Source organism: Agrobacterium sp. ST15.16.024, from assembly GCF_027956545.1.
Classification (GTDB): Bacteria; Pseudomonadota; Alphaproteobacteria; order Rhizobiales; family Rhizobiaceae; genus Agrobacterium; species Agrobacterium cucumeris.
Genome location: NZ_JAQKGO010000005.1, coordinates 244,238 through 270,539, shown reverse-complemented (window position 1 = coordinate 270,539; position 26,302 = coordinate 244,238). Strand labels below are relative to the sequence as shown.

Here is a 26,302-nt window from a genome sequence, read left to right as displayed (position 1 = left end):
GGTGACAGTGAGGATGCTACGACTTCGCCAAACTGTTCGGTCGAAAAACTGGCCAGCAACAAAAAGCCCCGCTTTCGCGGGGCTTTTATTTTGTCTCAATTTCTCAAAACGTCTGCGCTCAGAACTCCAGCACGCGATCGCCGTTTTCATCCTTGATGCGGTTCGGCAGGCCAATCTTGTTCAGAATGTTCAGGAACGGCTTCGGCGGCAGTTCTTCCACATTGGCCATCTGCTTCACGTCCCATTCGCCGGTGGCGATGAGCATGGCAGCGGCGACCGGGGGAACGCCGGCGGTGTAGGAAATGCCCTGCGAACCAACTTCTTCATAGGCGTCCTTATGGTCGGCCACGTTGTAGATGAAGACTTCGCGTTCCTTGCCGTCCTTGATGCCCTTGACGATATCGCCGATGCAGGTCTTGCCGACATAGTCAGGCGCCAGCGAGGACGGATCGGGCAGCACGGCCTTGACCACCTTCAGCGGCACGACTTCCAGCCCCTCGGCCGTCTTGACCGGCTTTTCCGAAAGCAGGCCAAGGTTCTTCAGCACGGTGAAGACGTTGATGTAGTGATCGCCGAAGCCCATCCAGAAGCGCACATCGGCACCGTCCATGTTTTTGGACAGCGAGTGCACTTCGTCATGGCCGGTCATGTAGGCCTTCTGCTTGCCGACGACAGGCAGATCGAACTCCTGGCCGACTTCGAACATCTGGTTCGTCTGCCACTCACCCTTCTGCCAGGAATAGACAACGCCGGTGAATTCGCGGAAGTTGATTTCCGGATCGAAATTGGTCGAGAACCAGCGGCCATGGCTGCCGGCATTGATATCGACGATATCGACCGAGGTGACCTTGTCGAAATATTCGTCCTTGGCAAGGCGGGCATAGGCATTGACCACGCCGGGGTCGAAACCGACGCCGAGAATAGCGGTGACGCCCTTTTCCTTGCACTCAGCGGCGCGCTTCCACTCGTAGTTCCCATACCACGGGGGCGCCTCGCAAATCTTGGTGGGATCCTCATGGATCGCCGTGTCCATATAGGCAACACCTGCGTCCATGCAGGCACGAAGAACGGACATGTTAACGAAAGACGAACCGACATTGATGACGATTTCCACGCCGGTCTGTTTGATCAAGGCTTTCGTCGCCTCGATATCCATAGCGTCAAGCGCATGGGCCTCAAGTTTCACATCTGTCTTGAGGCTCTTCTTTTCGCGTACGGACTCGACAATCTTGCGGCACTTTTCCAAAGTCCGTGACGCAATATGAATGTCTCCCAATACATCGCTGTTCTGGGCGCATTTATGCGCCACGACCTGTGCTACGCCACCGGCGCCGATGATCAGAACGTTCTTCTTCATTTCAGGTGATGCCTCCTTTTCCCCGCAGGGATGAGCTTCGTTGGATGTTGAAACAGGGTTTAAGACAGGCTTTGCTCGAAATCGGCAAAGTCGAATTCACGAACGGCGCGGACCGTGCCGTCCAGTTCCTTGATGGCGATCGCCGGCATCTTCACGCCGTTGAACCAGTTCTTCTTGACCATGGTGTAACCGGCCGCATCCTGGAAGGAGATGCGGTCACCGACCTTCAGCTCCTTGTCGAAGCGGAAATCGCCGAAAATATCGCCCGCCAGGCAGGACTTGCCGCAGACCATGTAGGGATGCTCGCCCTCGTTCGGCGAAACCTTTGCGGTTTCGCGGTAGATCAGAAGATCGAGCATGTGGGCTTCGATGGAACTGTCGACGATGGCGAGGTTCTTGCCGTTGAACAGCGTGTCGAGAACCGTCACCTCAAGTGTGGTGCTTTTGGTGATCGAGGCTTCGCCGGGCTCCAGATAGACCTGCACGCCATATTTTTCCGAGAAAGCCCGCAGACGATCGCAGAACTGGTCGAGCGGATAGTTGTCACCGGTGAAATGAATGCCGCCGCCGAGGCTCACCCATTCGGCACGTGACAGCAGGGATCCGAATTTCTCTTCGATCTGCGTCAACATCCGGTCAAACAGCGAGAAATCGCCATTTTCGCAATTGTTGTGGATCATGAAACCGGAAATGCGGTCCATGACCTTGTCGACCTTGGCGACGTCCCATTCACCAAGACGGCTGAACGGGCGCGCGGGGTCGGCAAGATCGAAACTGGAAGAGCTGACCTGCGGATTGAGACGCAGGCCACGCGTTATGCCGGCGGCCTTGTCGGCGAAACGCTCCAGCTGACCGATCGAGTTGAAGATGATCTTGTCGGCATTCGCAATCACCTCGTCGATTTCGTAATCGGCATAGGCGACGGAATAGGCGTGGGTTTCGCCACCGAATTTCTCGCGGCCGAGACGCACCTCATAAAGCGAAGACGAGGTCGTGCCGTCCATATATTGCGACATGAAATCGAACACCGACCATGTGGCGAAGCACTTCAACGCCAGAAGCGCCTTGGCACCGGATTTTTCCCGCACATAAGCAATCTTCTCCATGTTGCGAAGAAGTTTTGTCTTGTCGATGAGGTAATAAGGCGTTTGAAGCATGTCGTTTCACATATTGATTGAAGTCAAGGTACGTCTCGATGATGGGCCTTATATGATGCTTGTGACAGGAAAACAAATGTCCGGCACCGAATTCCCAGAAAATTGCCCCCAACCGGAAATGCCTGCGAAGAAAACACATCACGTTGCGGAACCAAGCCTGCATCGGCGCGTTTGAATGGCGGACAGGCAGGTGTTTCGGTCACCGGAACGGAAGTTTTCGAGCGACAGAAATAGCCTGTAGCGGCAGTCGGGTTGGCCCGCCGCGATTTCCATCAACGATGTTCCAGGAAGGACTTCACCTATGGCAAGCGTGCGTAGCAGCGTTAATGACAAGATCCAGCAATCCCTCGAAAACGGTGATGCAGCCGACGTTGCGGCGCAGCTCGCCCAGCTTCGCGAAGATCTGGCAAATCTTGCCAAGAGCGTTAAGGCGCTGGGCGTCGGTGCCTCGCATGAGCTGAAGGCGCAGGCCGCCCGCGTGGCTGATGACGCGCTCACCGCCTCCGGCGAAATGGCCGACAGCGTCCGAAGCGAAATTTCGTCGCTGAACGACAATCTGACCGATCAGGTTCAGAGAAACCCGCTCCAGTCCCTCGGCATCGCCGTTGGCGTCGGCTTCGTGCTCGCTTTCCTTACACGTCGATAAGGCCGCATCATGCTTGAGGCATTGCTGGTCTATCTGGGAGACACCCAGCGCGAAGGACGCGTGGTGACGCGGCGTCTGCGTGCCACCATCATCCTGTGGGTGCTGACCGGTGTCTTTTTCCTGATCGCCTTCGTCGCCGCCGTGGTTGCAGGGTCGATCTATCTTGCCCGGCATGTCGGCGCGGGTCCCGCCGCGCTCGTCGTCGCGGGCACCGCGTTTCTGCTCGGCGTTATCATGCTGGTGGCGCTGGCAATCGTAAAAAGGCCCAGAGCCTATGCCGCACGGCCGGTTGCACCCTTGGCGGCTGCTCCGCTGACGGCAGCCCCCCTCGCCTTGCAGTCACTGTTGACGCTGGCGATCCAGGCGCGGCCCTATGCGACACTCGCTGTTGCCATGGCCGCCGGTTTCCTGGCGACAAGGGCCAATACGAGGAAAAAGAAATAAACACGCCTTCGGGCGCGTTTTATGCACTTCCGCAGACCCTCATAAAAGCTGTGCATCCAGATGATGGATGCGCAGTTTTTTTTATGTTACGCGCAATGGATAGACTGGCAAATGGTGTCCCGCGCCATGCCGCCCTTATTTGAACAAAGTGACATACAGTCTCGGCGCGTCCGTATTTATTGAAAGGCGTTTGATGAAGAAGAAAGTCCTTGTCGTCGGCGGTGCCGGTTATATCGGTTCGCACACCTGCCTTCTCCTGTCTGAGCGAGGATATGAACCGGTCGTTTTCGACAATCTGTCCAATGGACATGAGGAATTCGTCCGCTGGGGACCCTTCGAACAGGGCGATATTCGCGACCGGGCGAGACTGGATGAAGTCTTCGCCAAACACCAGCCGGAAGCCGTTCTGCATTTCGCGGCGTTGATCGAAGTCGGCGAATCCGTGAAGCAGCCCGTCGCCTTTTACGATAATAACGTCATCGGCTCGCTCAACCTTCTGTCCGCTGCGATTGATGCCGGCGTCACCGCTTTTGTTTTCTCCTCAACCTGCGCCACCTATGGACTGCCGGAACAGGTACCGATCGACGAGACGCACCGGCAGGCGCCGATCAACCCCTATGGCCGCACCAAATGGGTGGTGGAACAGGCGCTGAAGGATTACAGCACCTATAAGGGGCTGCGCTCGGTCATGCTGCGTTATTTCAATGCTGCTGGCGCGGATTTCGAAGGCCGTATCGGCGAGTGGCACAAGCCGGAAACCCACGCCATCCCGCTCGCCATCGAGGCCGCACTTGGACGGCGTCAGGGCTTCAAGGTGTTCGGCACGGATTACGACACCCGCGACGGCACCTGCGTGCGCGATTACATTCACATCCTCGATCTCGCCGATGCCCATGTGCGGGCGGTGGATTATCTACTGGCGGGTGGCGAAACCGTCGAACTCAACCTCGGCACCGGCACCGGCACCACGGTGAAGGAATTGCTGGCGGCAATTTCCGAGGTCTCGGGCCGCCCCTTCCCGGTCGAATATACCGGCCGGCGCGACGGCGATTCCACCACACTCGTGGCCAATAACGACAAGGCCAAAGAAGTTCTCGGCTGGGAACCGCGTTATTCCCTCTCGGACATCATCAAATCCGCCTGGGCATGGCATTCTTCCCGCAACGCCGGTGATTAAGCGAGCCCGTAGGCCAAAACAAAAAAGACACCGGCCAGTGGCCGGTGTCTCTCGCGGGACGGCGGATTGACGCCAGTGCCCGCTCCTGCCTCCCAGGTATGGGATTAAGGCTTGGTGGCGGATGTGGTTGTACTGTCAGGTGCCGCCGGGGTTGCCGCATTCTTTTCGCTGGTCTTCTGTTCCAGCGTCTTGAACTCGGGCGCCGCCTTCAGCGTTTCCGCCGTTTCGGTCGTCGTCAGACGGATGGTGCCGTCCTGCGCGTTGCGCGTCATCGTTACCTTGTCCATGGGCACCGCTACGTCCTTCGCGCCGATGCCGAGGAAACCGCCAACGCCGATCACGGCTGCGACCAGGCCACCATCTTCTTCCATGATGAGATTGGTGACGTTACCGATGCTCTCATCGGCTGCGGTGTAGACCGACTTGCCAATATAGTCATTGGCGCTGATCTGCGTTTCGCCCTGCTCGGTGATGTAAGCACCGCCAGTGGTTGTGGCCGCGCTGTCATTGGCCGCAGGAGCCGCAGGCGTCATCGGGGTGGCAGGCGGTGTTGCCGGCTCGGTCTGCGCGCTCGGATTTGCCGGTGCGGGCTGCGTGGTGCCCTGAGCGATGGCAAGCGGCGCGAAAGCCGTCGTGCCCATCAGGGCGGCGGTGACGAGTATCGTAAGTTTCTTTGCCATTTTCGTACCTTCCTTTCATCGTTCTCAACTGGCCGGGCGGTGATGAATTTCGCTTCCGCTCGCTGGCCGGTTCGTCTTGCAAACGGGCTGATCGTTGAAATAGTTCCGTTTTTTTCGTGCAAAACGGTGTATTCGCCTGATGTCACGACAACCGAGGGTAAAAATCAGGCATTGCTAAAGGGGGACAGCGCGGTATTATTCCTGCCGTAACAATGCCATAACTGCCGGAGTTTTTTGTATGCCTCAACCCGGCGACAGACTGAAAGAGATGATCTCGGCTTTACGTCGGCGCAGCGCGAATTTTTTCCCGACAGCCTCCATCGGCACCTATCTGGTGGTGATGGCAACCGTCATCACCCTGCCGCTCATCCTTTTTGTCGGCTACCTGATGTTGCGCCTCGAAGCCGAAAAACGCGACGACCTGCAAAGGGAAACCATCGAGGATGTCCGGGTCGTCAGCCGCAACATCGACCGCCGCCTGCAGGAAATCGCCACCTCGCTCAATCTGCTGTCGCAGTTTCCAGAGCTTGAGAGCGGCAATCTCGCAGCGTTTCAGGGGCGCGTCGCCGAAAGCCTGAAGAAGGAGGGCCTCTACGCCCTCCTCGCCGCCAAGGATGGTCAGCAGCGTCTCAACACCCGGGCGCCCTATGGCCAGCCTCTCGGCAAGGTACCGGCCGAGGCAAATCTGGCAAAGGCGATAGAATCCCGCCGCATCACCGTCTCGGATCTATTTTTCGGCGCCACCAGCCATGAGTGGGTGTTCAACGTCACCATGCCGCTTGACCCGGAACTGGGCCTTGCCGGGGACGCCCTGATCCTGACGCAGAATGCCAGCGATCTTGGCCGGCTTATTCCCACGGAAAACCTGCCGCGCAACTGGGCGGTCGCCATCATCGACGGCACCAACCGGGTTGTCGTTTCCAGCGCCCAGGATGAGGCCGAAGTTGGGAAACCCTTTGTCACCCCCGAAATATTGTCGGAAATGCAGGCCTTCAGTGGGAATTTCTTCGACGGCAAGGGCAATCTCTACGCCTATGCCCAATTGCCGGGCTGGCAATGGAAGACGGTGATGTGGGGACCGCTGGCCGCCAGCCAGGCGGCACTGATCGACACCTGGCGGCAGATGATGATCGGCAGCCTTGTGCTGGTGCTGATCGCCATCGGCGGCGCCTATCTGGTCGGCCGACAATTGCGCAGCTCCATTCGCGATCTGACCCATATGGCGGAGCGCATTGGCGAAGGCGAGATCGTCGCGCCGGTGGATACCAAGATAAAGGAAGCCAATCAGGTCGCCATCGCACTCTCCAACGCTTCCTTCGATAGAAGCCAGTCGGAAGAGCGGCTGCAATTGCTGCTGCACGAACTGGTTCACCGCTCCAAGAATATTCTGACGCTGGTTCAGGCGATGATACGGCAATTGGGCCGGGAAAATAAAAGCATTCCGGAGTTCCAGAAAGAGGTCGACCATCGCCTGCGCGGTCTCGGCATGTCGATCCGGGCGCTCGCGGAAGTTCAGTGGCAGGGGCTGCCGATCCGCAAGCTGATCGAGACCCACCTCGAAGTTTTCGGCACCGTATCGGAACGTGTGGTGCTGGCGGGCGATGATTTCATGCTATCGCCGGAGGCGGCGCAGAATTTCGGGCTTGTGGTGCATGAGCTGACCACGAATTCCATTAAATATGGCGCGCTTTCGGCGCCGCTCGGGAAAATCACCGTCAGCTGGAAGCCGCTCGAAAAAGACGGTCGGCAAATGCTTCATCTGCTCTGGATAGAGACGGGCGGGCCACCGGCCGTGGAGCCGAGCCGCAAGGGTTTCGGCACCACCGTCATCAAACGACATGCGGAAGGCGCATTTGGCGGCCATGTGACGACGGAGTACCGGCAAACCGGCTTCGAATGGTCTCTGGAAGCGCCGATACGGTATTTCACGCCGAAGCGGCCGGACCCGGCACACTGAACCGCATCGACGGTGAGAATGGCCGCAAATCTGCCGTTTGCTAAAAAAATGCATTTTCCGGGAACCGAATGCGGTTGCATGCATTAGTACTGCAGCCAAGCAATTCCCCCGTCCCCGCCTGAAGCTTGGCTGACTATAAACGGGTTTCGCCCCTGAAAACCCGTCATAAAAATAGCACGGCTCTCCTATGGGCCGTGCTTTTTTATTGCGCCTTCACAGAATGAAACAGCCTTTCGGCCTGACATGTAGTCCGATAACTCTCAGGAATCCGTGCTATCGCCCGAAGGGAACTTCAACCGGTAAACGATGCGTTCCGGCGTCAGCTGGTATTCGGCACTTCCTCCAAGAGCGGAAGGAACGACCTTTTCCAGCACGACGCTGCCGAAACTGCCGCGCCTTGCCTCTGCCGGCTCTTTCGAAGGCATCATCGGCTCGTTCCATTCGACGATATAAAAATCACCGTCCTGGCGACACTGCAGGGATATAGGCGGGTGATAGGCCAGATTGCCGCTATGGCTCACCGTGTTGACGACCAGTTCGTGGAAGGCCAGCCCGATGTAAAGCGCCCCGTTCGGGTTAAGCAGCAGGTTTTCCCCCTCCATGTGAATGAGGTTCGGATATTCCGGCACATAGAGATCGAATTGCTGGCGGAGAAGTTCGAATATGCGCGCGCCCCGCCAGTCCGAATCCGTGATGAGATCCTGGCTCTGGGCAAGCGCGTGCAGCCGCCCACGGAACTTGCGCAGAAAATCATCCTTGGTGAGGCTGAAACGGGCTGTCTGGCCCGCAAGGCTCTGGATGATCGCCAGCAGGTTCTTGGAACGGTGGCTGACCTCGCGCAGCAAGGAGCGCAACAGCTGCTCGCGCCGCCGTTCCGCCGTCACCTCGCGGATGGTGGTCTTCATCACCATCTGGTTCGACTGGTTGAAGGTGGAATGGACCTGAAACTGGAAGACCCGGTTCTGGCCGGCATTAACCTCCAGCATACCCCGGCTGCCAGCCGTCACCATGTCCTTTTTCAGCTCGGCCAGCCGGTTGGACAGGTCATTTCCAAACAGATTTTCATCCGTCGGGTGAGAATCCGCCGGCAATTTCCAGACATCCGGCAGATTGGCCACGAATATGTATTCGCGCTTCCAGTCCTGCAGCATGACCGTCTCACCCGAATCGAGCAAGGCGAGAACGAGCGAATCGTGAAGCTCGCTCTCGTCCCTCTCCGCGTTATGCCATGCCAGCCGATGCAAATTCGTCTCCTTGCAGAAAGCCGCGGGTCAACCCCACGACCGTAACCGCCAACGCCCGGGCACCACACTGGTTCCCGGCTCGTCTGCGGTTTCGGCAAATTTCACGCCGCGACGCGAGAGCTTTCGTTGAAAAACAGGGCCTGGCTGATAAGCGCTTTCACCATGTCCGGGTTGAAAGGTTTCGTCACAAGGAAGGTCGGCTCAGGCCGCTCGCCCGTCAAAAGACGCTCGGGGAAAGCCGTGATGAAGATCACCGGGAGGGTGGTCATCTGCAGGATGTCCTTCATCGCATCCAGACCGGAGCTGCCGTCTGCAAGCTGGATATCGGCAAGGATCATTTTCGGCTGCGTGCGATGGAAAAGGTCGAGCGCTTCGGTATGCGTGCGGGCAATACCCGTGACGCGGTGACCGAGATCCGTGACCATCTGTTCGATATCCATGGCGATCAGAGGTTCGTCCTCGATGATCATGATATCGGTTGCGACCTGGCGGGCGATTTCGGAAGCCGCCTCGTCGATCAGCCTGCCGACCTGGTCTTCAGACACCTTCAGAACCTCTGCGGCTTCCGAAGGCGTGAACTCTTCGACCGTCGTCAGCAGGAAAGCCTGACGGGCAAGCGGCGGGACGGCAGAGAGGTTCGCAGAAGCGCGCTTCTCCCATCCCGACAGGTTTTCATCCGCCTTAATATTGATCGTGACGGAACTAAAGATCGATACGAACAATTGATAGAGCGAAACGCGATCGCTGCTTGTCTGCGGGAAGATGCTGATATCGGCGATCAGAGCTTCGAGTGTTGCCGCAACATAGGCATCGCCCGTGGATTGTGAGCCGCAAACGGCACGCGCAAACCTGCGCAGATATGGCAGGTGCGGTGCGATGCGTGTAGAAACTGACATGGAATTCTCCCCTTTCATGCGGTTTGCAACGCAAACCCAAGATAGCAACGTGCGTATCGCAAAAAAAGTTCCAGAGGGCCGGAACTATTTTTTTCACCACGCATTATTTGCCACGACACAAAAGGAATACCGGACGTTATGAGCATGTTTCAATCGGACCAAGATTCGCCGGACAATTCGGCCGCCCCTCAGGTTCCACATTCCGGGCGGGCGGTGATTTCCCGCAAGCTCAGGGAGCTTTATGATGCCGTTCAGGATGAAGGCATCCCTGATAAATTCCTCGATCTTCTCGAAAAACTCGATGAAGCCGAAAGCAAAGCCAAAATAAAGGCTTCGGAGGAATGATGGCGAAAGAGCCGGAGCAGACAGAATACAACTTCAAGCGGGAAATGCTGGCGGCGCTGCCGAACTTGCGCGCCTTCGCCATTTCGCTCATCCGCTCGAGAGACCGTGCCGACGACCTCGTGCAGGACACGATCATGAAGGCCTGGGCGAAGCAGGACAGCTACCAACCCGGCACCAACATGCGGGCATGGCTGGTGACGATCCTGCGCAACGAGTTTTACAGCCAGATCCGCAAATCCGGCCGTGAAGTGCAGGATACGGACGGGGTCTATACCTCGCGCCTTTCGGTGCCACCCGAGCAGCACGGTTCGGTCGACCTTCAGGATTTCCGCTCAGCACTCGCAAAACTGCCTGATGACCAGCGTGAAGCCATCCTGCTGATCGGCGCCTCGGGTTTTGCCTATGAGGAAGCCGCCGAGATTTGCGGTTGCCCTGTCGGCACGATCAAAAGCCGTGTCAGCCGCGCAAGATTGCGTCTGCAGGAGCTTCTGGGTATCGAAAATGAAAATGAGTTCGGTCCGGATGCGCAGATGAGCGCGGTTACCGCCGCTGCCACGGCGCGCTGAACGAACTGAATTTTTTAAAAACAGCGAACGGGCAGGCTTACGTCTGCCCGTTTCTCATTGTCTATCCGTGACGTTCATTTCCGGACGGACGATGAAACCTATTTTTTCCCCGATGCCCCTAGATGCCGGTTTCCTTGACCGACTGCATGACCACGAAGGTCGAAGTATTGGCGACCGATGGCAGGCTCGAGATTTTCTCCCCCAGCACCCGCCGATATTTGCGGATGTCGCTGGTGCGCACCTTTAAAAGATAATCGAAGGCGCCGGCAATCATGTGGCATTCCTCGACTTCCTTGATCTTGCGAACCGCCGTGTTGAATTCCTCCAGTGCCTTTTCCCGCGTGTCGGAAAGTTTGACTTCGGCAAAAGCGATGTGATCGACGCCGAGTTTGTGCGGATTGAGCACCGCCCGGAAGCCCAGAATGTAACCCTCATCTACCAACCGTTTCAGCCGCGTCTGGCACGGCGTCTTGGAAAGGCCCACCCTTTTCGACAGCTGTAGCACCGACATGCGGCCGTCTTCGCTCAAGGCCTCGAGGATCTTGAGATCGAAGTGGTCCAGATCGTCTGTTCTGTGACTATTCGCCATATTCTTTCACGCCAATTGAAGAAAACAAAAGTTCATATGGCCTGTTTTATTCCAAAAATAAGGCCATAGCAATTTTCCCGGTGATGGTATTGTCAGCGGCAGGATGAAAAGCGGCGGGCGGAGGACACGCTGCCGCCGACGGCCTTTCTTCAACAGCTTTTTCAGGATTTTCAGAATGGCCGATGGTGCAAGCAACGCCGGTGTAGCAATGAACGGTATTTTCCAGAATTTCGCGCCGCCGGTGCGTGAACAAAGCCCGCTGCGCAAGGCAATCACCGCCGCCTATCGCCGCCCCGAGGAAGAATGCCTGGCCCCATTGATTGAGGCGGCAACGCTGACAGAGGAGCAGACGAAAGCCATCCGCACCACCGCCGGCAAGCTGATCGAGGCGCTGCGCGCCAAGACCAAGGGCACCGGCGTCGAAGGGCTGGTGCAGGAATATTCGCTCTCCAGCCATGAAGGCGTGGCGCTGATGTGCCTTGCCGAAGCGCTGCTGCGCATTCCCGACACCGCCACCCGCGATGCGCTCATCCGCGACAAGATCGCGCGCGGCGACTGGAAGTCGCATATTGGCGGCGGGCGCTCGCTTTTCGTCAACGCCGCCACCTGGGGTCTCGTCATCACCGGCAAGCTGACCTCGACCGTCAATGACAGCGGCCTTTCGGCGGCGCTGACCAAGCTGATCGCACGGGCCGGCGAACCCGTCATCCGCCGCGGCGTCGATATGGCGATGCGCATGATGGGCGAACAATTCGTGACCGGCGAAACGATCGGCGAAGCCATAAAACGCTCCAAGCCGCTGGAGGAGCAGGGCTTCCAGTATTCCTACGACATGCTGGGCGAAGCCGCGACCACCGCCAGGGATGCGGAGCGTTATTACAAGGATTATGAAAACGCCATCCACGCCATCGGCAAGGCCTCTGCCGGCCGCGGCATCTATGGTGGTCCGGGCATCTCCATCAAGCTTTCGGCGCTGCATCCGCGTTACGCCCGCGCGCAGGCCGAGCGGGTGATGGCCGAGCTTCTGCCGCGCGTCAAATCGCTGATGCTGCTCAGCAAGAAATACGATATCGGCCTCAATATCGACGCGGAAGAAGCTGACCGGCTGGAACTGTCGCTTGACCTTCTCGAAGAACTGGCGCTCGACAGGGACCTTGCCGGCTGGAACGGCCTCGGTTTCGTGGTGCAGGCCTATGGCCGCCGCTGCCCCTTCGTTCTGGATTACATCATCGATCTCGCCCGCCGTTCGGGCCGCCGCATCATGGTGCGCCTCGTCAAGGGCGCCTACTGGGATGCGGAAATCAAACGCGCGCAGGTGGATGGGCTGGAGGACTTTCCGGTCTTCACCCGCAAGGTGCACACCGACGTCTCCTATATTGCCTGCGCCCACAAGCTGCTCAACGCGCGCAACGTGATCTTCCCGCAATTTGCAACCCACAATGCGCAGTCCATGGCGACGATCTATCACCTGGCCGGCCCCGAATTCAAACTTGGCGATTATGAGTTCCAGTGCCTGCACGGCATGGGCGAACCGCTTTACAGCGAGGTCGTCGGCAAGAAAAAGCTCGACCGCCCCTGCCGCTTCTACGCCCCGGTCGGCACCCATGAGACGCTGCTTGCCTATCTGGTTCGCCGTCTCCTGGAAAACGGCGCGAACTCCTCATTCGTCAACCGCATCGCCGATTCCGCCGTTCCGGTCGATTCCCTGCTGGAGGACCCGGTCACGGTGGTCAAGGCTTATGCCGTTCCCGGCGCACGGCACGACCGTATCGCCGCGCCCGAAGGTCTCTTCGGCCCGGACCGAAAGAATTCCGCTGGCCTCGATCTGTCCAGTGAAACAACGCTCTCCGCACTCGACAGCACCTTGAAGGCAGCTGCGGCAACCGAGTGGAAAGCCGCAGCGCAGCAGGCAAGCGGCCAGACACGGCCGGTGCTCAACCCCGGTGACCACACGGATATTGTCGGCCATGTGACCGAACCGACCGAAGCCGATGCCGAAGCGGCGATGCAGCGGGCGGCGGCCTCCATTTGGCCCTCCACCCCGGTTGAAGAGCGTGCCGCCTGCCTGGAGCGCGCCGCCAACGCAATGCAGGCCGAGATGCCAGATCTGCTCGGCCTCATCATGCGCGAGGCGGGAAAATCCATGCCCAACGCCATTGCCGAAGTGCGCGAGGCGATCGACTTCCTGCGTTATTACGCAGCGGAAGCCCGCAAGAATTTCAAGGCTGGCGAAACACCGCTTGGCCCGGTCGTCTGCATCAGCCCGTGGAACTTCCCGCTCGCCATCTTCATCGGTCAGGTGGCGGCGGCACTGGTTGCCGGCAATCCGGTTCTGGCAAAGCCCGCGGAAGAAACGCCGCTGATCGCGGCGCAGGGCGTACGCCTGCTGCATGATGCCGGTGTTCCGCAGGATGCCGTGCAGCTTATGCCGGGCGACGGCAAGACGGGTGCGGCACTTGTCGGCTCACCGCTGACGGCGGGTGTGATGTTCACCGGTTCGACTGAGGTCGCGCGGCTCATTCAGGGCCAGCTGGCCGGCCGGGTTCTGACGAACGGCCAGCCGGTTCCGCTGATTGCCGAAACCGGCGGCCAGAACGCCATGATCGTTGATTCCTCCGCACTCGCCGAACAGGTTGTCGCCGATGTCATCGCATCAGCCTTCGACAGCGCCGGCCAGCGCTGCTCGGCGCTGCGCATTCTCTGCCTGCAGGAAGATGTGGCGGATCGCACGCTCACCATGCTCAAAGGTGCGCTGCATGAATTGCGCATCGGCCGCACCGACCGGCTTTCCGTCGATGTCGGCCCCGTCATCACCGCTGAGGCCAAGGGCATCATTGAGAAGCATGTTGACGGCATGCGGGCGCTCGGCCACCGTATCGAACAGATCACGCTTGCGGGTGAAACCGGCAAGGGCACTTTCGTGCCGCCGACCATCATCGAGATGAAATCGCTCGCTGATCTGAAACGGGAAGTATTCGGCCCGGTGCTGCATGTGATCCGCTTCAAGCGGGATAATCTCGACCGGCTGATCGACGAGATCAACGCCACCGGTTACGGCCTGACCTTCGGCCTGCATACACGTCTCGACGATACGATCCAGCATGTGCTGTCGCGCGTCGCGGCCGGCAATCTTTATGTGAACCGCAACATCATCGGCGCGGTGGTCGGCGTGCAGCCTTTTGGCGGGCGCGGTCTTTCCGGCACCGGCCCCAAGGCCGGCGGCCCGCTCTATCTCGGCCGCATGACGCAGGCTGCGCCGAAGATCGACCGGGTTGCAAGCCAGCAGGATCAGGCCGCCGTTGATCTTGCCCGCTGGCTGGATGAAAACGGCGAAACCGTTGCGGCCGAAGCAGCACGGCAGGCGGCGGCGCTTTCCGGCCTCGGCTTCGAAACCGAGCTGGCAGGCCCCGTCGGCGAACGAAACGTCTATGCGCTTCATCCGCGCGGCAGCATCCTGCTGGTTCCGGCAACCGAACAGGGGCTTTACCGCCAGCTAGCGGCAGCACTTGCCACCGGAAACACGGCCGTCATCGACAATGCCTCTGGCCTCGAAAAATCGATCTACGGGCTGCCGGCAACCGTCACCTCGCGCATCGTCTGGGCGGATGACTGGGCAAAATCCGGCCCCTTTGCTGGCGCCTTGGTCGAGGGTGACGCGGAGCGTATCGTGGCGACCAACAAAAAGATCGCCACCCTGCCCGGACCGCTGGTTCTCGTGCAGGCCGCGACCACGGAAGCGCTTTCCGGTGAAAGTCAGCCCTATAATCTCGACTGGCTGGTCGAAGAAGTCTCCGTCAGCGTCAACACCACGGCGGCCGGCGGCAATGCCAGCCTGATGAGCATCGGCTGAGCGGCACGATTGCCCAAAACAAAATCGGCACGGAAAAATCCGCGCCGATAAAAGCAATCCCACAGATCATTGTCGCTCCGGATGAGCGACAGGTCACAGATGTCATTCGATGTCGAAGGACACACCCTGCGCCAGCGGCAGCGACTTGGAATAATTGACCGTGTTGGTGGCGCGGCGCATATAGGCTTTCCACGCATCCGAACCGGATTCACGGCCGCCGCCGGTCTCCTTCTCGCCCCCGAAAGCGCCACCGATTTCCGCGCCCGAGGTGCCGATATTGACGTTGGCGATGCCGCAATCCGAGCCTTCCGACGACAGGAAACGTTCCGATTCCTGAATGTCGCGGGTGAAGATCGACGATGAAAGACCAGCGGCAACGGCATTATGCGCGTCGATCGCCTGATCGAGATCGCTGTATTTCATGACATAGAGGATCGGCGCGAAGGTCTCTTCGAGCACCGGGCCAACCTGTTCAGGCATTTCGACGAGCGCGGGCTTCACATAATAGGCATCCGCCGCGCCGGTATCCACGCGTCCACCGCCATTCACCACGCCGTCATGGGCTTTCGCCGCCTCGAGCGCCTTCTGCATGCCGTCAAACGCTGCCTTGTCGACCAGCGGGCCGACGAGTGCCGAAGTTTCCAACGGGTTGCCGACGGAGACGGAGGCATAGGCCTTTTTCAGGCGCGGCACGAGCTGGTCGTAAACGCTGTCATGCACGAAGAGGCGGCGAAGCGTGGTGCAGCGCTGGCCGGCCGTGCCCATAGCGCCGAAGGCGATGGCGCGCAGCGCCATGTCGAGATCGGCGGACGGGCAGACGATGCCGGCATTGTTGCCGCCAAGTTCCAGAATGGCGCGGGCAAAACGCTTTGCCAGGCGCGGACCGACATCACGGCCCATGCGGGTGGAGCCAGTGGCCGAAACCAGCGGCACCTTGGGGTTATCCACCAATGCTTCACCCACGGCACGATCACCGATCAGCAGCTGCGAAAGACCTTCCGGCGCATCGCCGAAGCGGGCGGCGGCCCGTTCGAAGATGCCCTGAACGGCCAGCGCCGTCAGCGGCGTCTTTTCCGAAGGCTTCCAGACCACCGAATTGCCGCAGACAATGGCAAGTGCGGCATTCCACGACCAGACGGCGACGGGGAAATTGAAGGCCGAGATGACGCCGACGACACCGAGCGGATGCCAGGTCTCCATCATGCGGTGACCGGGACGTTCAGTGGCGATTGTGAGGCCATAAAGCTGGCGGGAAAGACCGACGGCGAAATCGCAGATATCGATCATTTCCTGCACTTCGCCGAGACCTTCGGACGGGATCTTGCCCGCTTCCAGCGACACGAGACGGCCGAGATCAGCCTTGAAGGCGCGCAGCTCTTCGCCGAGCAACCGGATCAGCTCGCCACGACGGGGCGCCGGCACATTGCGCCATTGCTTGAAGGCGGCATCAGCCTTGTCGACCACGGCTGCCACGCCCTCGACCGAAACGGTCTTCAGGTTTGCGACCTGTTCACCCGTCACCGGGCTGAAGGACGCCATGTTGCCGCCGGTATAAAGATCGCGCGCAACACCCATTCTGTCGAGAAGGGCGGCGGCTTCCTGTTTCACGTCAAGCTTCGTGGTCGCATCCATGTCCAATTATCCTTTTTGGCTGAAAGGGGAGGAAAGGCCGTTTTTAGTACGGCGCTTTCAACTCCCGTCGCTCTTCTTTCCCCGAATTTGTCAACGGCGGCGCCAAGCCGGCAAAACACCATTCCATTCTTTCCCGTAATCATATATGGGCATAACAACCCTTTTCCAATGAGGAAAGCGGGTAAGTTGATGCGAGAATGGAATGGATCCGCGCAGAAGACTGGTTCCCGATATCGTCACCCTGCAGGCGTTTGAATGCGCGGCAAGGCACGGCAATTTTACCCGCGCGGCGGAAGAACTCAACCTCACGCAGAGCGCGGTGAGCCGGCAGATCGGCGAACTGGAAGCGCAGACGGGAATGCAGCTTTTCGAGCGCATCCGCAGGCGGGTCGTGCTTTCGGAAGCGGGGCGTAAATTCCTGCCCGATGTGCGGCGCCTGTTGCAGCAATCCGAACAGCTGATGGTGCGCGCGGTCTCGGCCGGAACATCGCACGCATCGCTTTCCGTCGCAACGTTACCGACCTTTGGCAGCCGCTGGCTGATGCCGCGCCTCTCCCGCTTCATCGATGCCAATCCGGATATGGCGATCACGATCGGTTCGCGCTCGCATCCGTTCGATTTCGACGAGGAAGGTTTCGATCTCGCCATTCATTATGGCCAACCGGTCTGGGCGCATGGCACCTGCACGTTTTTATGCAACGAGGTGATCGTGCCCGTCGCCAGTCCCGCCCTGCTTGGCCGCGCCAAAGTGAACCGGGTGCAGGATTTGGCCGAACACCCATTGCTGCATGTGACGACGCGGCCGAAACTATGGACGGAATGGCTGGAGATGAACGGGGTGACGGCGGAAAATGCCTATCAGGGAAGCCGTTTCGACCAGTTCTCGATGATCATCGAAGCTGCCGCAAGCGGTATCGGTTTTGCCCTTCTGCCGAAATATCTCATCGAGGCGGAACTTGCCTCCGGCCGCCTCGAAATCGTCTTCGACATCCCTTTGCAGACGGACAAGAGCTATTATGTCGCCCTGCCGGAAGGGCGGCAGGACAATGCACTCGCCCGCGCCTTTCAGGCCTGGCTGCTCGAGCAGGTCGGCAAGCCTGTCTAGTCCATTATCCGGTCACTTCGAGGACCGGAGGGAGACCTCATCAAGTCCCGGAAGATCGGGGCCGACCGGCACGATCCGGGTCGGATTAAGCGCCTTGATGGAATAATAACCGCGCTTGATATGGTCGATATTGACCGTGTCGCGCACGCCTGGAACGTTCAGCACCCGTATCATATAGGCCTGCAGCGCGGGATAATCGGCGATGCGGCGAAGATTGCATTTGAACAGGCCGTAATAGGCGGCGTCAAAACGAACCAGCGTCACAAAAAGCCGGACATCCGTTTCGGTCAGAAGATCACCGAAGAGGAAAGGCCCGCCCGTCGCCAACCGCGTCTCAAGCTCATCGAGCGTTTCGAAAACCTCGGCAAAGGCTTCCTCATAAGCCACCTGCGTGGTGGCAAAACCGGTTCTGTAAACGCCGTTGTTCAGACGGGGATAGATATGCTCGTTGAGAGCGTCGATCCCGTCGCGCAGCGCCGCCGGATAAAGGTCGATCGCATTATCGGCGAGATCACCGAACCCGGAATTCAGCATGCGCAGAATATCGGCAGATTCATTGTTGACGATGGTTTTCGTCTTCTTGTCCCAAAGCACCGGCACGGTGGCACGGCCGGTATAATGCGGGTCGGCGCTGGTATAGGCCTCATGCACGTGGGTGAAACCATTCAGCGTGTCCCGATCCGAACCCGGATAGTCGCCGAATTTCCAGCCTTCGTCGGAAAGCGCCGGCTCGACCACGGAAACGGAAATCACCTCTTCAAGCTTCTTCAGCTTGCGGCCGATCAGCGTTCGCGATGCCCATGGGCAGATCAGCGCGACATAGAGGTGGTAGCGACCGGCCTCAGCCGCAAAACCGCCCTCGCCCGTTGGTCCCGCCGAGCCATCAGGCGTTACCCAGTTGCGGAAACCGGAGGTCTGGCGAACGAAGCCACCCTTTTTGTCGGTTGCCTGCACCGGATGCCATTCGGCGGTCCATTTTCCATCCACGAGCATTTGCGGCTCCCTGTTCATCTAAAGATGAAAGCCTTATGGGCCGGGTCGCCACCTCATCACAAGCCACACTTCGGTTGACGCACTGTTTCCGATCGGCAGAAGAGTTCACAGGCGATTGCGGAAAAACGGGTTCCAGCGCACGGTGCCAAGCCTTACCTTTTCGCGGATCATCGTCAGAAGTCCCGATCCAGCGATGACCGCTAGACCCAGCACCGCAACGGCGTCAGGATATTCGCGAAAGAAGGTCATGCCGATCGCCACCGCCCAGAGGATTTGCGAATAATGCGAGGGCGCGATCTGGCTTGCCGGCGCGATGCGGGTCGCGACCAGAAGGGTTATCTGCCCCGTCGCCGTGCAAAGGCCGATGAAGGCGAAGGCCAGAAGCTGGTGCAGGTTGGGCATGACGAAATCGGGAATGGAAGCGATGCCGTTAAAAGTCAGACCGTAAATCAACAGCACACCCATGATCGAGGTGCGCTTCTCCTTGCCCGCCAGCGAGCGCAGCAGCACGATGGTCATCGCCGCCAGGAACGCCACGCCGATGGCGGCAAAATGCCCGAGTTCCAGCGACTTGAAGCCCGGCCGCACCACGAGGATGACGCCGACGATGCCGGCCAGAACCGCCGCCCAGCGCCATGGGCCGATATTCTCCTTCAGCACCACGGCGGAAAGCACGGTGACGAAAAGCGGCGACAGGAAGATCAGCGCATAGGCTTCCGCCAGCGGAATGGTGGTGAAGGCATAGATGCCGAAAATGCCGGCGAAGAGGCCGGAAATCGCGCGGCCATGCACGGCGAATGGTCTGCTCATGCGCCAGAATTCACGCCACCTTTCCTCACGCGGCTTGCTGAAGAAGATGAAAATGCCGGAGAAGAGAATGCTGAAGAAGCCGATTTCGAAAACGCTGATCTGCGATCCAAGCGACTTGATGGTGGCATCGCCCATGGAAAAGGTCGCATAAGCGAACAGACCGAGCAGAAAACCCTTTTGCATTTGACTTCCCCGAACACCGACCGCAACGCAAAGCTTCTCCCGGTCGCGTTTAACGCGACCCGGACGCCCCTTTGTGGGACAGACAGTCTGGCAGATTTGATCCTCAGCCCTATGGCTAGACCCGGCTACCTATGAGTGCAAGCCGCAAAAGACGCAAAATTGCCCGATTGGACCCGGCCGGTGCAAATGGCTGCAAGGTGCGGCAAATTTGTCCCGCCACCGCCATCACATCACCGTCATGGAAAGAGGTTAGCCGGTGTTCATCGTGGCGCTTGGCGACGGGCGTGAAGGCGGCTAAATATTATCGTGTAATTTTCGCCCGCCGATTTCCCCGGCTGGTATTGCCGCGTTAACATGGCCTCGCTAACCGAAAGGAAAAAGAATGCGGATAGTGATGATCGGTTCGGGTTATGTCGGCCTCGTGTCCGGCGCGTGTTTTGCAGATTTCGGCCACGATGTGGTCTGCGTCGACAAGATGCCGGAGAAGATCGAGGCCCTGAAAAACGGCCATATTCCGATCTTCGAACCGGGCCTGGAGACGATCGTCGCCAATAACGCCAGGGCCGGCCGGTTGAGTTTCACCACCGATCTTTCCGCTGCCGTCGCCAATGCCGAGGTCGTCTTCATCGCGGTCGGCACACCCTCGCGGCGCGGCGATGGCCATGCGGATCTCGGTTATGTCTATGCGGCGGCAAAAGAGATCGCCCATGCGCTGGATGGTTTCACCGTCATCGTCACCAAATCGACCGTTCCGGTCGGCACCGGCGATGAGGTGGAGCGCATCATTCGCGAGGAAAATCCCTCCGCCGATTTCGCCGTGGTGTCCAACCCGGAATTCCTGCGTGAAGGTGCAGCCATTGAAGATTTCAAGCGGCCGGACCGTATCGTCGTTGGCCTTTCGGACGAGCGGGCCCGCCCTGTCATGACGGAGGTTTACCGTCCGCTCTACCTCAACCAGTCGCCGCTGCTCTTCACCACGCGGCGCGCGTCGGAACTGATAAAATATGCCGCCAACGCCTTTCTGGCGATGAAGATAACCTTCATCAACGAAATGGCTGACCTCTGCGAAAAGGTCGGCGCCAATGTGCAGGACGTGTCGCGCGGCATCGGTCTCGATGGCCGCATCGGCTCGAAGTTCCTGCATGCAGGCCCCGGTTATGGTGGCTCCTGTTTCCCAAAGGATACGCTGGCGCTTGCCAAGACCGCGCAGGATTATGACGCGCCGGTGCGGCTGATCGAAACCACCATTGCCATCAACGACAACCGCAAGCGCGCCATGGGCCGCAAGGTCATCAACGCCGTGGGCGGCGACGTGCGTGGCAAGAAGATCGCCGTGCTTGGCCTGACCTTCAAGCCCAATACCGACGACATGCGCGACAGCCCGGCGATCGCCATCATCCAGACCCTGCAGGACGGTGGGGCGAAAGTGGTCGGTTACGATCCTGAAGGCATGGCGAATGCCCGCCATCTGATGGAGGATATCGAATACGCAACGGGCCCCTACGAGGCAGCGCAAGATGCCGATGCCGTGGTGATCGTGACGGAATGGAACCAGTTCCGCGCGCTTGATCTGCCGCGCCTGAAGGCGATCATGAAAAGCCCTGTTCTGGTGGACCTGCGCAATATTTACCGCACGGATGAAGTTGCCGCGCATGGATTTATCTATGCCGCCGTCGGCCGCCCGCATGAGGATACCGCCGGCAAGGAACTCTAGCGCTTCGTCGTCTGGAATTTCACTGAAACAATTTTCGCGCTTCGGTTTAACCGCAAACGCACCAACAGATTCGGGATATAGTCATCATGCGTTATCTGGTTACCGGCACGGCAGGCTTCATCGGCTTTTACGTCGCAAAGCGGCTGCTGGATGCCGGACACTTCGTGACCGGCTTCGACGGCATGACGAAATATTACGATGTCAGCCTGAAAGAAAAACGCCACGCCATCCTTTCCCGCTCCAACGGCTTCCGGGCCGAAATCGGCATGCTGGAGGATACCGATGCGCTGAAGCGGGCCGCGGAGGCCGCAGAACCTGAGATCATCATCCATCTCGCCGCCCAGGCCGGTGTTCGTTACAGCCTTGAAAATCCGCGCGCCTATATCGATTCCAATCTCATCGGCTCGTTCAACATGCTGGAGCTCGCGAGAGGCCTTGAGGTCAAACACCTGATGCTGGCATCGACCTCCTCCATCTACGGCGCCAACGAAAAAATCCCCTTTGCGGAAAGCGACAAGGCCGACGAGCCGATGACGCTTTATGCCGCCACCAAAAAATCGATGGAGCTGATGGCGCACAGCTATGCCCATCTGCACAAATTGCCCACCACCGCCTTCCGCTTCTTCACGGTCTACGGGCCGTGGGGCCGGCCGGACATGGCGCCGATCAAATTCGTCGACGCCGTCTCCAACGGCCGGCCAATCGACGTTTATGGCCAGGGCAATATGAGCCGCGACTTCACCTATATCGACGATCTGGTCGAAGGCATCGTCCGGCTGAGCCAGATCATCCCATCGGAAGAAAACCGGGTTACGCAGGATGGTGTCATCGACACGCTCTCGCATCACGCGCCCTTCCGCGTCGTCAATATTGGTGGCGGCCAGCCGGTGGAGCTGATGCATTTCGTCGAAACGATCGAAAAGGCAGTCGGCAAGCCGGCAATCCGCAACATGCTGCCGATGCAGCAGGGCGACGTTCCGCGCACCTTTGCCTCACCCGATCTTCTGAGGGCGCTGACCGGTTATGTGCCACAGACCCCGGTCGACGAGGGCATCAAGGCCCTCGTCGCCTGGTATCGGCAAATGCAATCAGCCGAACTGCGGGAGTAGTTCAGAGCGTTGCAAGCAACCGGTTGGAGAGGGCGCCACCCGATGCGGCCTGCATGGAGACTTTGGTTTCCACCGCGTCGATGATCGTATCGCTGAAATCGACATTGGTGAGTTCGAGGATATTCGACAAGCCACCGGGCGAAAACACATTCACTTCCAGTATCTTGTCACCGACGATATCGAGCCCGACCAGAAACATGCCGTCCTCCACGAGCTTCGGCCGCATCATTTCGGCAAGCGCCACGATGTCGTCCGTCACCTTCACGGCTTCTGCCGTGCCCTGGGCATGAATGTTGGAGCGCAGATCGCCTTTCGCCGGCACACGGCGGAGTGCGGCATATTTGCCGTCACGCATCAGCGGCCGGCCATTCATCATGAAGAAGCGGATGTCCCCGTCCTTCGCGGCCGGCAGATAGGCCTGCGCGATCAGATAACCCTCAAGGCTGACCGCCTCGAAAATCTGGTTGAGATTGGTCTCCTTGCTGGAACCGATCTTGAAGACGTTCTTGCCGCCGGAGCCCTGCAGCGGCTTGACGATGACGCCCTTGGGATGTGCATCGGCAAAGGCACGGATTTCCTCGACATTGCGGGAAATGATGGTGGTCGGCCGGACGATCTCGGGAAAGCTCTGGAAATAGAGCTTGTTCTGCGCCAGAGCCAGACCTTCCGGATCGTTCAGCACCACGACGCCGCGCTGTTCGGCAAGCCGCCCGAACAGAATGCCGGCATGCACCGCCCATGGCCGCGTCGTCTGGTCGAGCGAGGGGTCGTTGCGCAGCATCAGCGCGTCGATTTCCTCGACATCCATGGTCCGCCGCTCCAGAGCCTTGTCCTGAAGCGTGGAATGGAACGTCTCGCCTTTCTTGATTTTACCCTTCGGCAGCACGGTTGCATGAATGGTCAGGCTGTCATCTGAACGCAGGGTAAAATCCCCGGGCGTCAGATAAACCACCTCGTGGCCACGATTGAGTGCGGCCATGGCCAGCAGGCCTGTGGCGTAATTCGGCCCCTCGGTTTCGATGGAATTGACGAAAAACGCGATACGCATGAAGCCCCTCCTATAATGTTGCCAGTTCGGCAATGGATAATCCCGCCCGTATTTTCTCCAGCCGTTCATTGGCCTTGGCGGGCAGCAGAAATGCGGGTCTGACACCTGGCGGACGCAAAAGGCCGCGCAGGGCCAGTTCCTGCATGACCGGGAAATGTTGCGCGGCGATCTTGCCCATCCAGAATGGATCAAGCGCCCCGCCCCTGCGCAGATGTTCCAGAACCTCGGCCAGCCCGCGCAGATAAATCGCATCCTTTGACAGGCCGCCGCCGCGATAGATGCGCAGCACCATGTTGAAGGCGCCTGCCTCGTCGAAACCGTGATCACGGGTCATGATGCGGAAGGTCTCAACGAATGTCGCGCCATCAAGCATGGTGGCGCAGCCGACGACGCGGCCGGCAATCAGCCGCAGGCGCTCACGCGTCATGCCACCGGCCAGATGTTCCGCCAGCACCGCCAGCCCTTCCTGCACGCCCTCGTAACCGGAAAGGCCGGTGCGGAAGAGCCGCAGGCCCTGAAACGAACCGTTGAAATAGGTGAGAAGATGCACGCCGATCTCATGCGACAGCAGTGCTTCGACGCGGCGCTGTTCCATGACGGTATGGCGGGAAATCAAGAGCTTCTCGCCCGTCACCATCAGGCCCGGCGGCAGGTCGTCGCGGATTTCGACGCGAGCCTTGAATTCCGGCTCTTCCGCCAGATAGGTCTCGACCATCTCGCGCGATTTTCTGGCGACCGCGTAACAATCCACCATGGCGATTTCGCCGCTTTCCTGGGCGCGTGGGCAATCCTCAAGCACACGAAGCGCCAGCGTCAGGAGAGCGGGTTCGACGGCGCCATAGAGGGCGCGTGAAAAATCGGTGAAGGTGCGATGATGCAGGTTCGCAAGCATCGTCAATTGCAGGTCGATCTCCTGCTGTTTCTCCCGGTAGAGGTGATAGAGCACCGGGTCTTCCAGATGATCGAAAACGACGGAATAGAGCTTGCGTTTCTGCTCCTCGACATCAACGCCGAGCGGCCGGTAAAGCAGGCGTGGCGCAAACTGAAAGCTGCCATCGCGAAACTCCTCAAAGGCCCGGCGGGCATTGATTGGCGTAACCGACAGAAGAAAATCGAAGGATGAAACGATCTCATCCACCGAGCGGTCGGCGCGCCGGACGGCATCGACAAAGGCCTTGCGGCCAAGCGCCCGGTGGCTGGTGACCTTCAGCGCATCCATACCGGCGGAAAATGACGAGAAGGCCTGCAAACCCGCGTCAAAAAGATCGGCAATCATCGTTTCGCGCAGACCGGGATAATCGGCACCGGATTCCGGCTGTCGATAGATCGGCGCGAAACGCACGCTGATGCAGGGAAAATCCAGACCGGCATTCTGAAACCTGAGGATCGGATCGGCTTCCGGTTCCGGCCGGGTGATACGCGGTGTGCGAAACCGTACTTCGGCGTCACAGACCGCCTTGATGAAGACCCGGCGGGCTTTCTGCGTTTCCGGTTCTGAAGTCGCTGAAACGGAAACCTCATAATGCGGCAGAAAGGGGGAATCGTCGGCCAGCAGAATATCGTGTTCCAGTTCACCGATATCGAGGACGATGAAGGCGCCGAAACGCTGTAGCATGGCGGCGCCCACAGCCTCGATCAGCGGTGCGGCCTCCTGAATGGTGGAAGCGATGAGATAGGATGCATGGGCGGCGGCGATATCGCGCGCGGCAAGGTCTTTCGTACCTCCCGTGAGATGCAGGCAAAGGAACGGCAGCGGCCGGTCGATGTGCAGCCTGCCGTTTTTTCCGACATCCCGGCGGATAGCCTTGCCGCCCTTCAGGCAGGCGACGACATCATCCACCAGGTCGACGATGGGAGAAGGCTCGCTGCGGGCGGAAGAAACGCTCATCGCCGCGACCCCAGGCATTTTTCGAGAACCGGCTGAAGGGCAGCGATCGTATCACGGATATCCGATATCACCCGTGTGTCCGGTTTTCCCGTCCATTCATCCATGAAGAATTTCTTGAACTCGATCGCGATCGCGCAGCCGTTTTCGGCAAAGCATTCGTGGATAAAGCGGGTCTGTTCCCCTTTACCCTGAAACGCCACGTTTTCGCGAACATCAAGGCGTCGACCGCCGATGGTCGCTGAGGCGAAATGATGACCGACAGCGCTGACCACATCGCTCCAGCGGCTGCGATCCATGGAAAATGTACCGATATTGATATCGGGCGCTTCCGCCTGCGCCGTCGCAGGCGCGGCAGCACCCTGCCGGCGATGATTATAGCTGTGCACGTCCAGCACCACGAAAGCACCATGCCGTCGCTCCACCGTCGACAGAACTGCCTCCAGCGTCGCATAATAATCGTCGTGGAAATCGAGCGATTGCCGAAGCGCTAGTTCCGCCGGCTCCTCGTTCCAGACCTCAAGCCCCCAGGATTGTTCGGGCTTCAGGTAGATCGCCTGATCGGCAGCGCGGTTGAGATCGATTTCGAAGCGAGAATGATGAACAACGAGGCGATTTGTCAGCCCCGAAATCATCTCGCCGGTAAAGGGGTCTTCCTCGCGCAGCCTCTGCTCAGGTGAAAGAGCCATGAGCCCCGCCACTTCCGGGCGAATGAAATGACCGTCATGAATGGCCGTGCCGACAACGGGCGAGTTGCCGAAGTCGATCGACCAGAAACCCTTGTTTTGGTTATGACCGTAATGTTCGCCGTCGCTGTGTCTGGCTGCCATGCTGCCTCCCCTGCATCGGGTATAAAACAACGCGACTTGTCCGTTTGTTCCGGGAAAAATTGCGCACGATACATTTGCCCCCTGC

At 59.1% G+C, this 26,302-nt stretch carries 23 protein-coding genes; 11 read left to right on the top strand and 12 right to left on the bottom strand.

Annotated elements, in window-relative coordinates; genetic code table 11:
- Positions 1–118: 118 nt before the first annotated feature.
- Both PL640_RS17685 and nspC read right to left on the bottom strand, forming a co-directional pair.
- Complete coding sequence (locus PL640_RS17685) at positions 119–1,357, bottom strand: saccharopine dehydrogenase family protein (RefSeq protein ID WP_271362839.1); 1,239 nt, start codon at positions 1,355–1,357, stop codon at positions 119–121.
- Between the two features lie 59 nt (positions 1,358–1,416).
- Positions 1,417–2,514: a carboxynorspermidine decarboxylase gene (gene nspC, locus PL640_RS17680; protein WP_271362838.1), complete on the bottom strand. Its 1,098-nt coding sequence runs from the start codon at positions 2,512–2,514 to the stop codon at positions 1,417–1,419.
- Here nspC and PL640_RS17675 point away from each other — a divergent pair.
- From PL640_RS17675 to galE, 4 genes are all read left to right on the top strand, one after another.
- On the top strand, positions 2,513–2,689 hold the full coding sequence (locus PL640_RS17675) for a hypothetical protein (protein ID WP_271362837.1): 177 nt from the start codon (positions 2,513–2,515) through the stop codon (positions 2,687–2,689). The two genes, nspC and PL640_RS17675, sit on opposite strands and share 2 nt — an antisense overlap.
- 126 nt (positions 2,690–2,815) lie before the next feature.
- Complete coding sequence (locus PL640_RS17670) at positions 2,816–3,160, top strand: DUF883 family protein (RefSeq protein WP_271362836.1); 345 nt, start codon at positions 2,816–2,818, stop codon at positions 3,158–3,160.
- Between the two features lie 9 nt (positions 3,161–3,169).
- Entirely contained in the window at positions 3,170–3,604 is a 435-nt protein-coding gene (locus PL640_RS17665) for a hypothetical protein (RefSeq protein ID WP_137087460.1), read from the top strand.
- A gap of 193 nt (positions 3,605–3,797) precedes the next feature.
- A complete protein-coding gene (gene galE / locus PL640_RS17660; RefSeq protein ID WP_045015763.1) occupies positions 3,798–4,781 on the top strand; it encodes a UDP-glucose 4-epimerase GalE in 984 nt (327 codons plus the stop codon).
- A 104-nt stretch (positions 4,782–4,885) separates the two neighbouring features.
- Here galE and PL640_RS17655 read toward each other — a convergent pair whose 3' ends face one another.
- Entirely contained in the window at positions 4,886–5,461 is a 576-nt protein-coding gene (locus tag PL640_RS17655; RefSeq protein ID WP_271362833.1) for a PRC-barrel domain-containing protein, read from the bottom strand.
- A 238-nt stretch (positions 5,462–5,699) separates the two neighbouring features.
- On the opposite strand from PL640_RS17655, the gene PL640_RS17650 reads away from it, so the two are divergent.
- Positions 5,700–7,418: a sensor histidine kinase gene (locus tag PL640_RS17650; protein WP_271362832.1), complete on the top strand. Its 1,719-nt coding sequence runs from the start codon at positions 5,700–5,702 to the stop codon at positions 7,416–7,418.
- Between the two features lie 260 nt (positions 7,419–7,678).
- Here the strand turns inward: PL640_RS17650 and PL640_RS17645 are convergent, their stop codons facing one another.
- Together PL640_RS17645 and PL640_RS17640 are read right to left on the bottom strand one after the other, a co-directional pair.
- Positions 7,679–8,662 (bottom strand): sensor histidine kinase, encoded by a 984-nt coding sequence (locus tag PL640_RS17645; RefSeq protein WP_271362831.1) that lies wholly within the window; start codon positions 8,660–8,662, stop codon positions 7,679–7,681.
- A 101-nt stretch (positions 8,663–8,763) separates the two neighbouring features.
- Complete coding sequence (locus PL640_RS17640; RefSeq protein ID WP_142842401.1) at positions 8,764–9,558, bottom strand: response regulator; 795 nt, start codon at positions 9,556–9,558, stop codon at positions 8,764–8,766.
- A 138-nt stretch (positions 9,559–9,696) separates the two neighbouring features.
- Between PL640_RS17640 and PL640_RS17635 the strand changes: the two genes are divergently transcribed.
- Together PL640_RS17635 and PL640_RS17630 are read left to right on the top strand one after the other, a co-directional pair.
- Entirely contained in the window at positions 9,697–9,903 is a 207-nt protein-coding gene (locus PL640_RS17635; RefSeq protein ID WP_142842402.1) for a NepR family anti-sigma factor, read from the top strand.
- Positions 9,903–10,469: a sigma-70 family RNA polymerase sigma factor gene (locus PL640_RS17630; RefSeq protein ID WP_142842403.1), complete on the top strand. Its 567-nt coding sequence runs from the start codon at positions 9,903–9,905 to the stop codon at positions 10,467–10,469. Before PL640_RS17635 ends, PL640_RS17630 begins: the two co-directional genes overlap by 1 nt.
- Positions 10,470–10,587: 118 nt before the next feature.
- On the opposite strand, the gene PL640_RS17625 is transcribed toward PL640_RS17630, so the two are convergent.
- Positions 10,588–11,058, bottom strand: coding sequence for an Lrp/AsnC ligand binding domain-containing protein (locus PL640_RS17625; RefSeq protein WP_271362830.1), 471 nt, complete (start codon positions 11,056–11,058; stop codon positions 10,588–10,590).
- 175 nt (positions 11,059–11,233) lie between these two features.
- Here PL640_RS17625 and putA point away from each other — a divergent pair, with 175 nt between their 5' ends.
- Complete coding sequence (gene putA, locus PL640_RS17620; RefSeq protein WP_271362829.1) at positions 11,234–14,908, top strand: trifunctional transcriptional regulator/proline dehydrogenase/L-glutamate gamma-semialdehyde dehydrogenase; 3,675 nt, start codon at positions 11,234–11,236, stop codon at positions 14,906–14,908.
- A 102-nt stretch (positions 14,909–15,010) separates the two neighbouring features.
- Here putA and amaB read toward each other — a convergent pair whose 3' ends face one another.
- Entirely contained in the window at positions 15,011–16,540 is a 1,530-nt protein-coding gene (gene amaB, locus PL640_RS17615) for an L-piperidine-6-carboxylate dehydrogenase (RefSeq protein WP_142842407.1), read from the bottom strand.
- Positions 16,541–16,742: 202 nt separating this feature from the next.
- Here amaB and PL640_RS17610 point away from each other — a divergent pair, with 202 nt between their 5' ends.
- Positions 16,743–17,645, top strand: coding sequence for a LysR substrate-binding domain-containing protein (locus PL640_RS17610; protein ID WP_269701753.1), 903 nt, complete (start codon positions 16,743–16,745; stop codon positions 17,643–17,645).
- A 12-nt stretch (positions 17,646–17,657) separates the two neighbouring features.
- Here PL640_RS17610 and PL640_RS17605 read toward each other — a convergent pair whose 3' ends face one another.
- Positions 17,658–18,638, bottom strand: coding sequence for a glutathione S-transferase family protein (locus tag PL640_RS17605; RefSeq protein ID WP_271362828.1), 981 nt, complete (start codon positions 18,636–18,638; stop codon positions 17,658–17,660).
- Positions 18,639–18,743: 105 nt separating this feature from the next.
- Positions 18,744–19,631: a DMT family transporter gene (locus tag PL640_RS17600; protein WP_271362827.1), complete on the bottom strand. Its 888-nt coding sequence runs from the start codon at positions 19,629–19,631 to the stop codon at positions 18,744–18,746.
- 382 nt (positions 19,632–20,013) lie between these two features.
- On the opposite strand from PL640_RS17600, the gene PL640_RS17595 reads away from it, so the two are divergent.
- Together PL640_RS17595 and PL640_RS17590 are read left to right on the top strand one after the other, a co-directional pair.
- Positions 20,014–21,345 (top strand): UDP-glucose dehydrogenase family protein, encoded by a 1,332-nt coding sequence (locus PL640_RS17595; protein WP_080828280.1) that lies wholly within the window; start codon positions 20,014–20,016, stop codon positions 21,343–21,345.
- Positions 21,346–21,431: 86 nt separating this feature from the next.
- Positions 21,432–22,454, top strand: a complete 1,023-nt coding sequence (locus PL640_RS17590; protein WP_271362826.1) for an NAD-dependent epimerase — start codon at positions 21,432–21,434, stop codon at positions 22,452–22,454.
- 1 nt (position 22,455) lies between these two features.
- Here PL640_RS17590 and PL640_RS17585 read toward each other — a convergent pair whose 3' ends face one another.
- Genes PL640_RS17585 through PL640_RS17575 form a run of 3 tightly spaced genes read right to left on the bottom strand, consistent with a single transcriptional unit; the run spans position 22,456 to position 26,217 of the window.
- Positions 22,456–23,502, bottom strand: coding sequence for a glutathione synthase (locus PL640_RS17585; RefSeq protein WP_142842412.1), 1,047 nt, complete (start codon positions 23,500–23,502; stop codon positions 22,456–22,458).
- A gap of 10 nt (positions 23,503–23,512) precedes the next feature.
- On the bottom strand, positions 23,513–25,390 hold the full coding sequence (locus PL640_RS17580) for a flavohemoglobin expression-modulating QEGLA motif protein (RefSeq protein ID WP_271362825.1): 1,878 nt from the start codon (positions 25,388–25,390) through the stop codon (positions 23,513–23,515).
- The gene (locus PL640_RS17575; protein ID WP_271362824.1) at positions 25,387–26,217 is read right to left on the bottom strand and encodes an N-formylglutamate amidohydrolase; all 831 of its coding nucleotides are present in this window, start codon (positions 26,215–26,217) and stop codon (positions 25,387–25,389) included. Before PL640_RS17575 ends, PL640_RS17580 begins: the two co-directional genes overlap by 4 nt.
- Positions 26,218–26,302 lie beyond the last annotated feature (85 nt).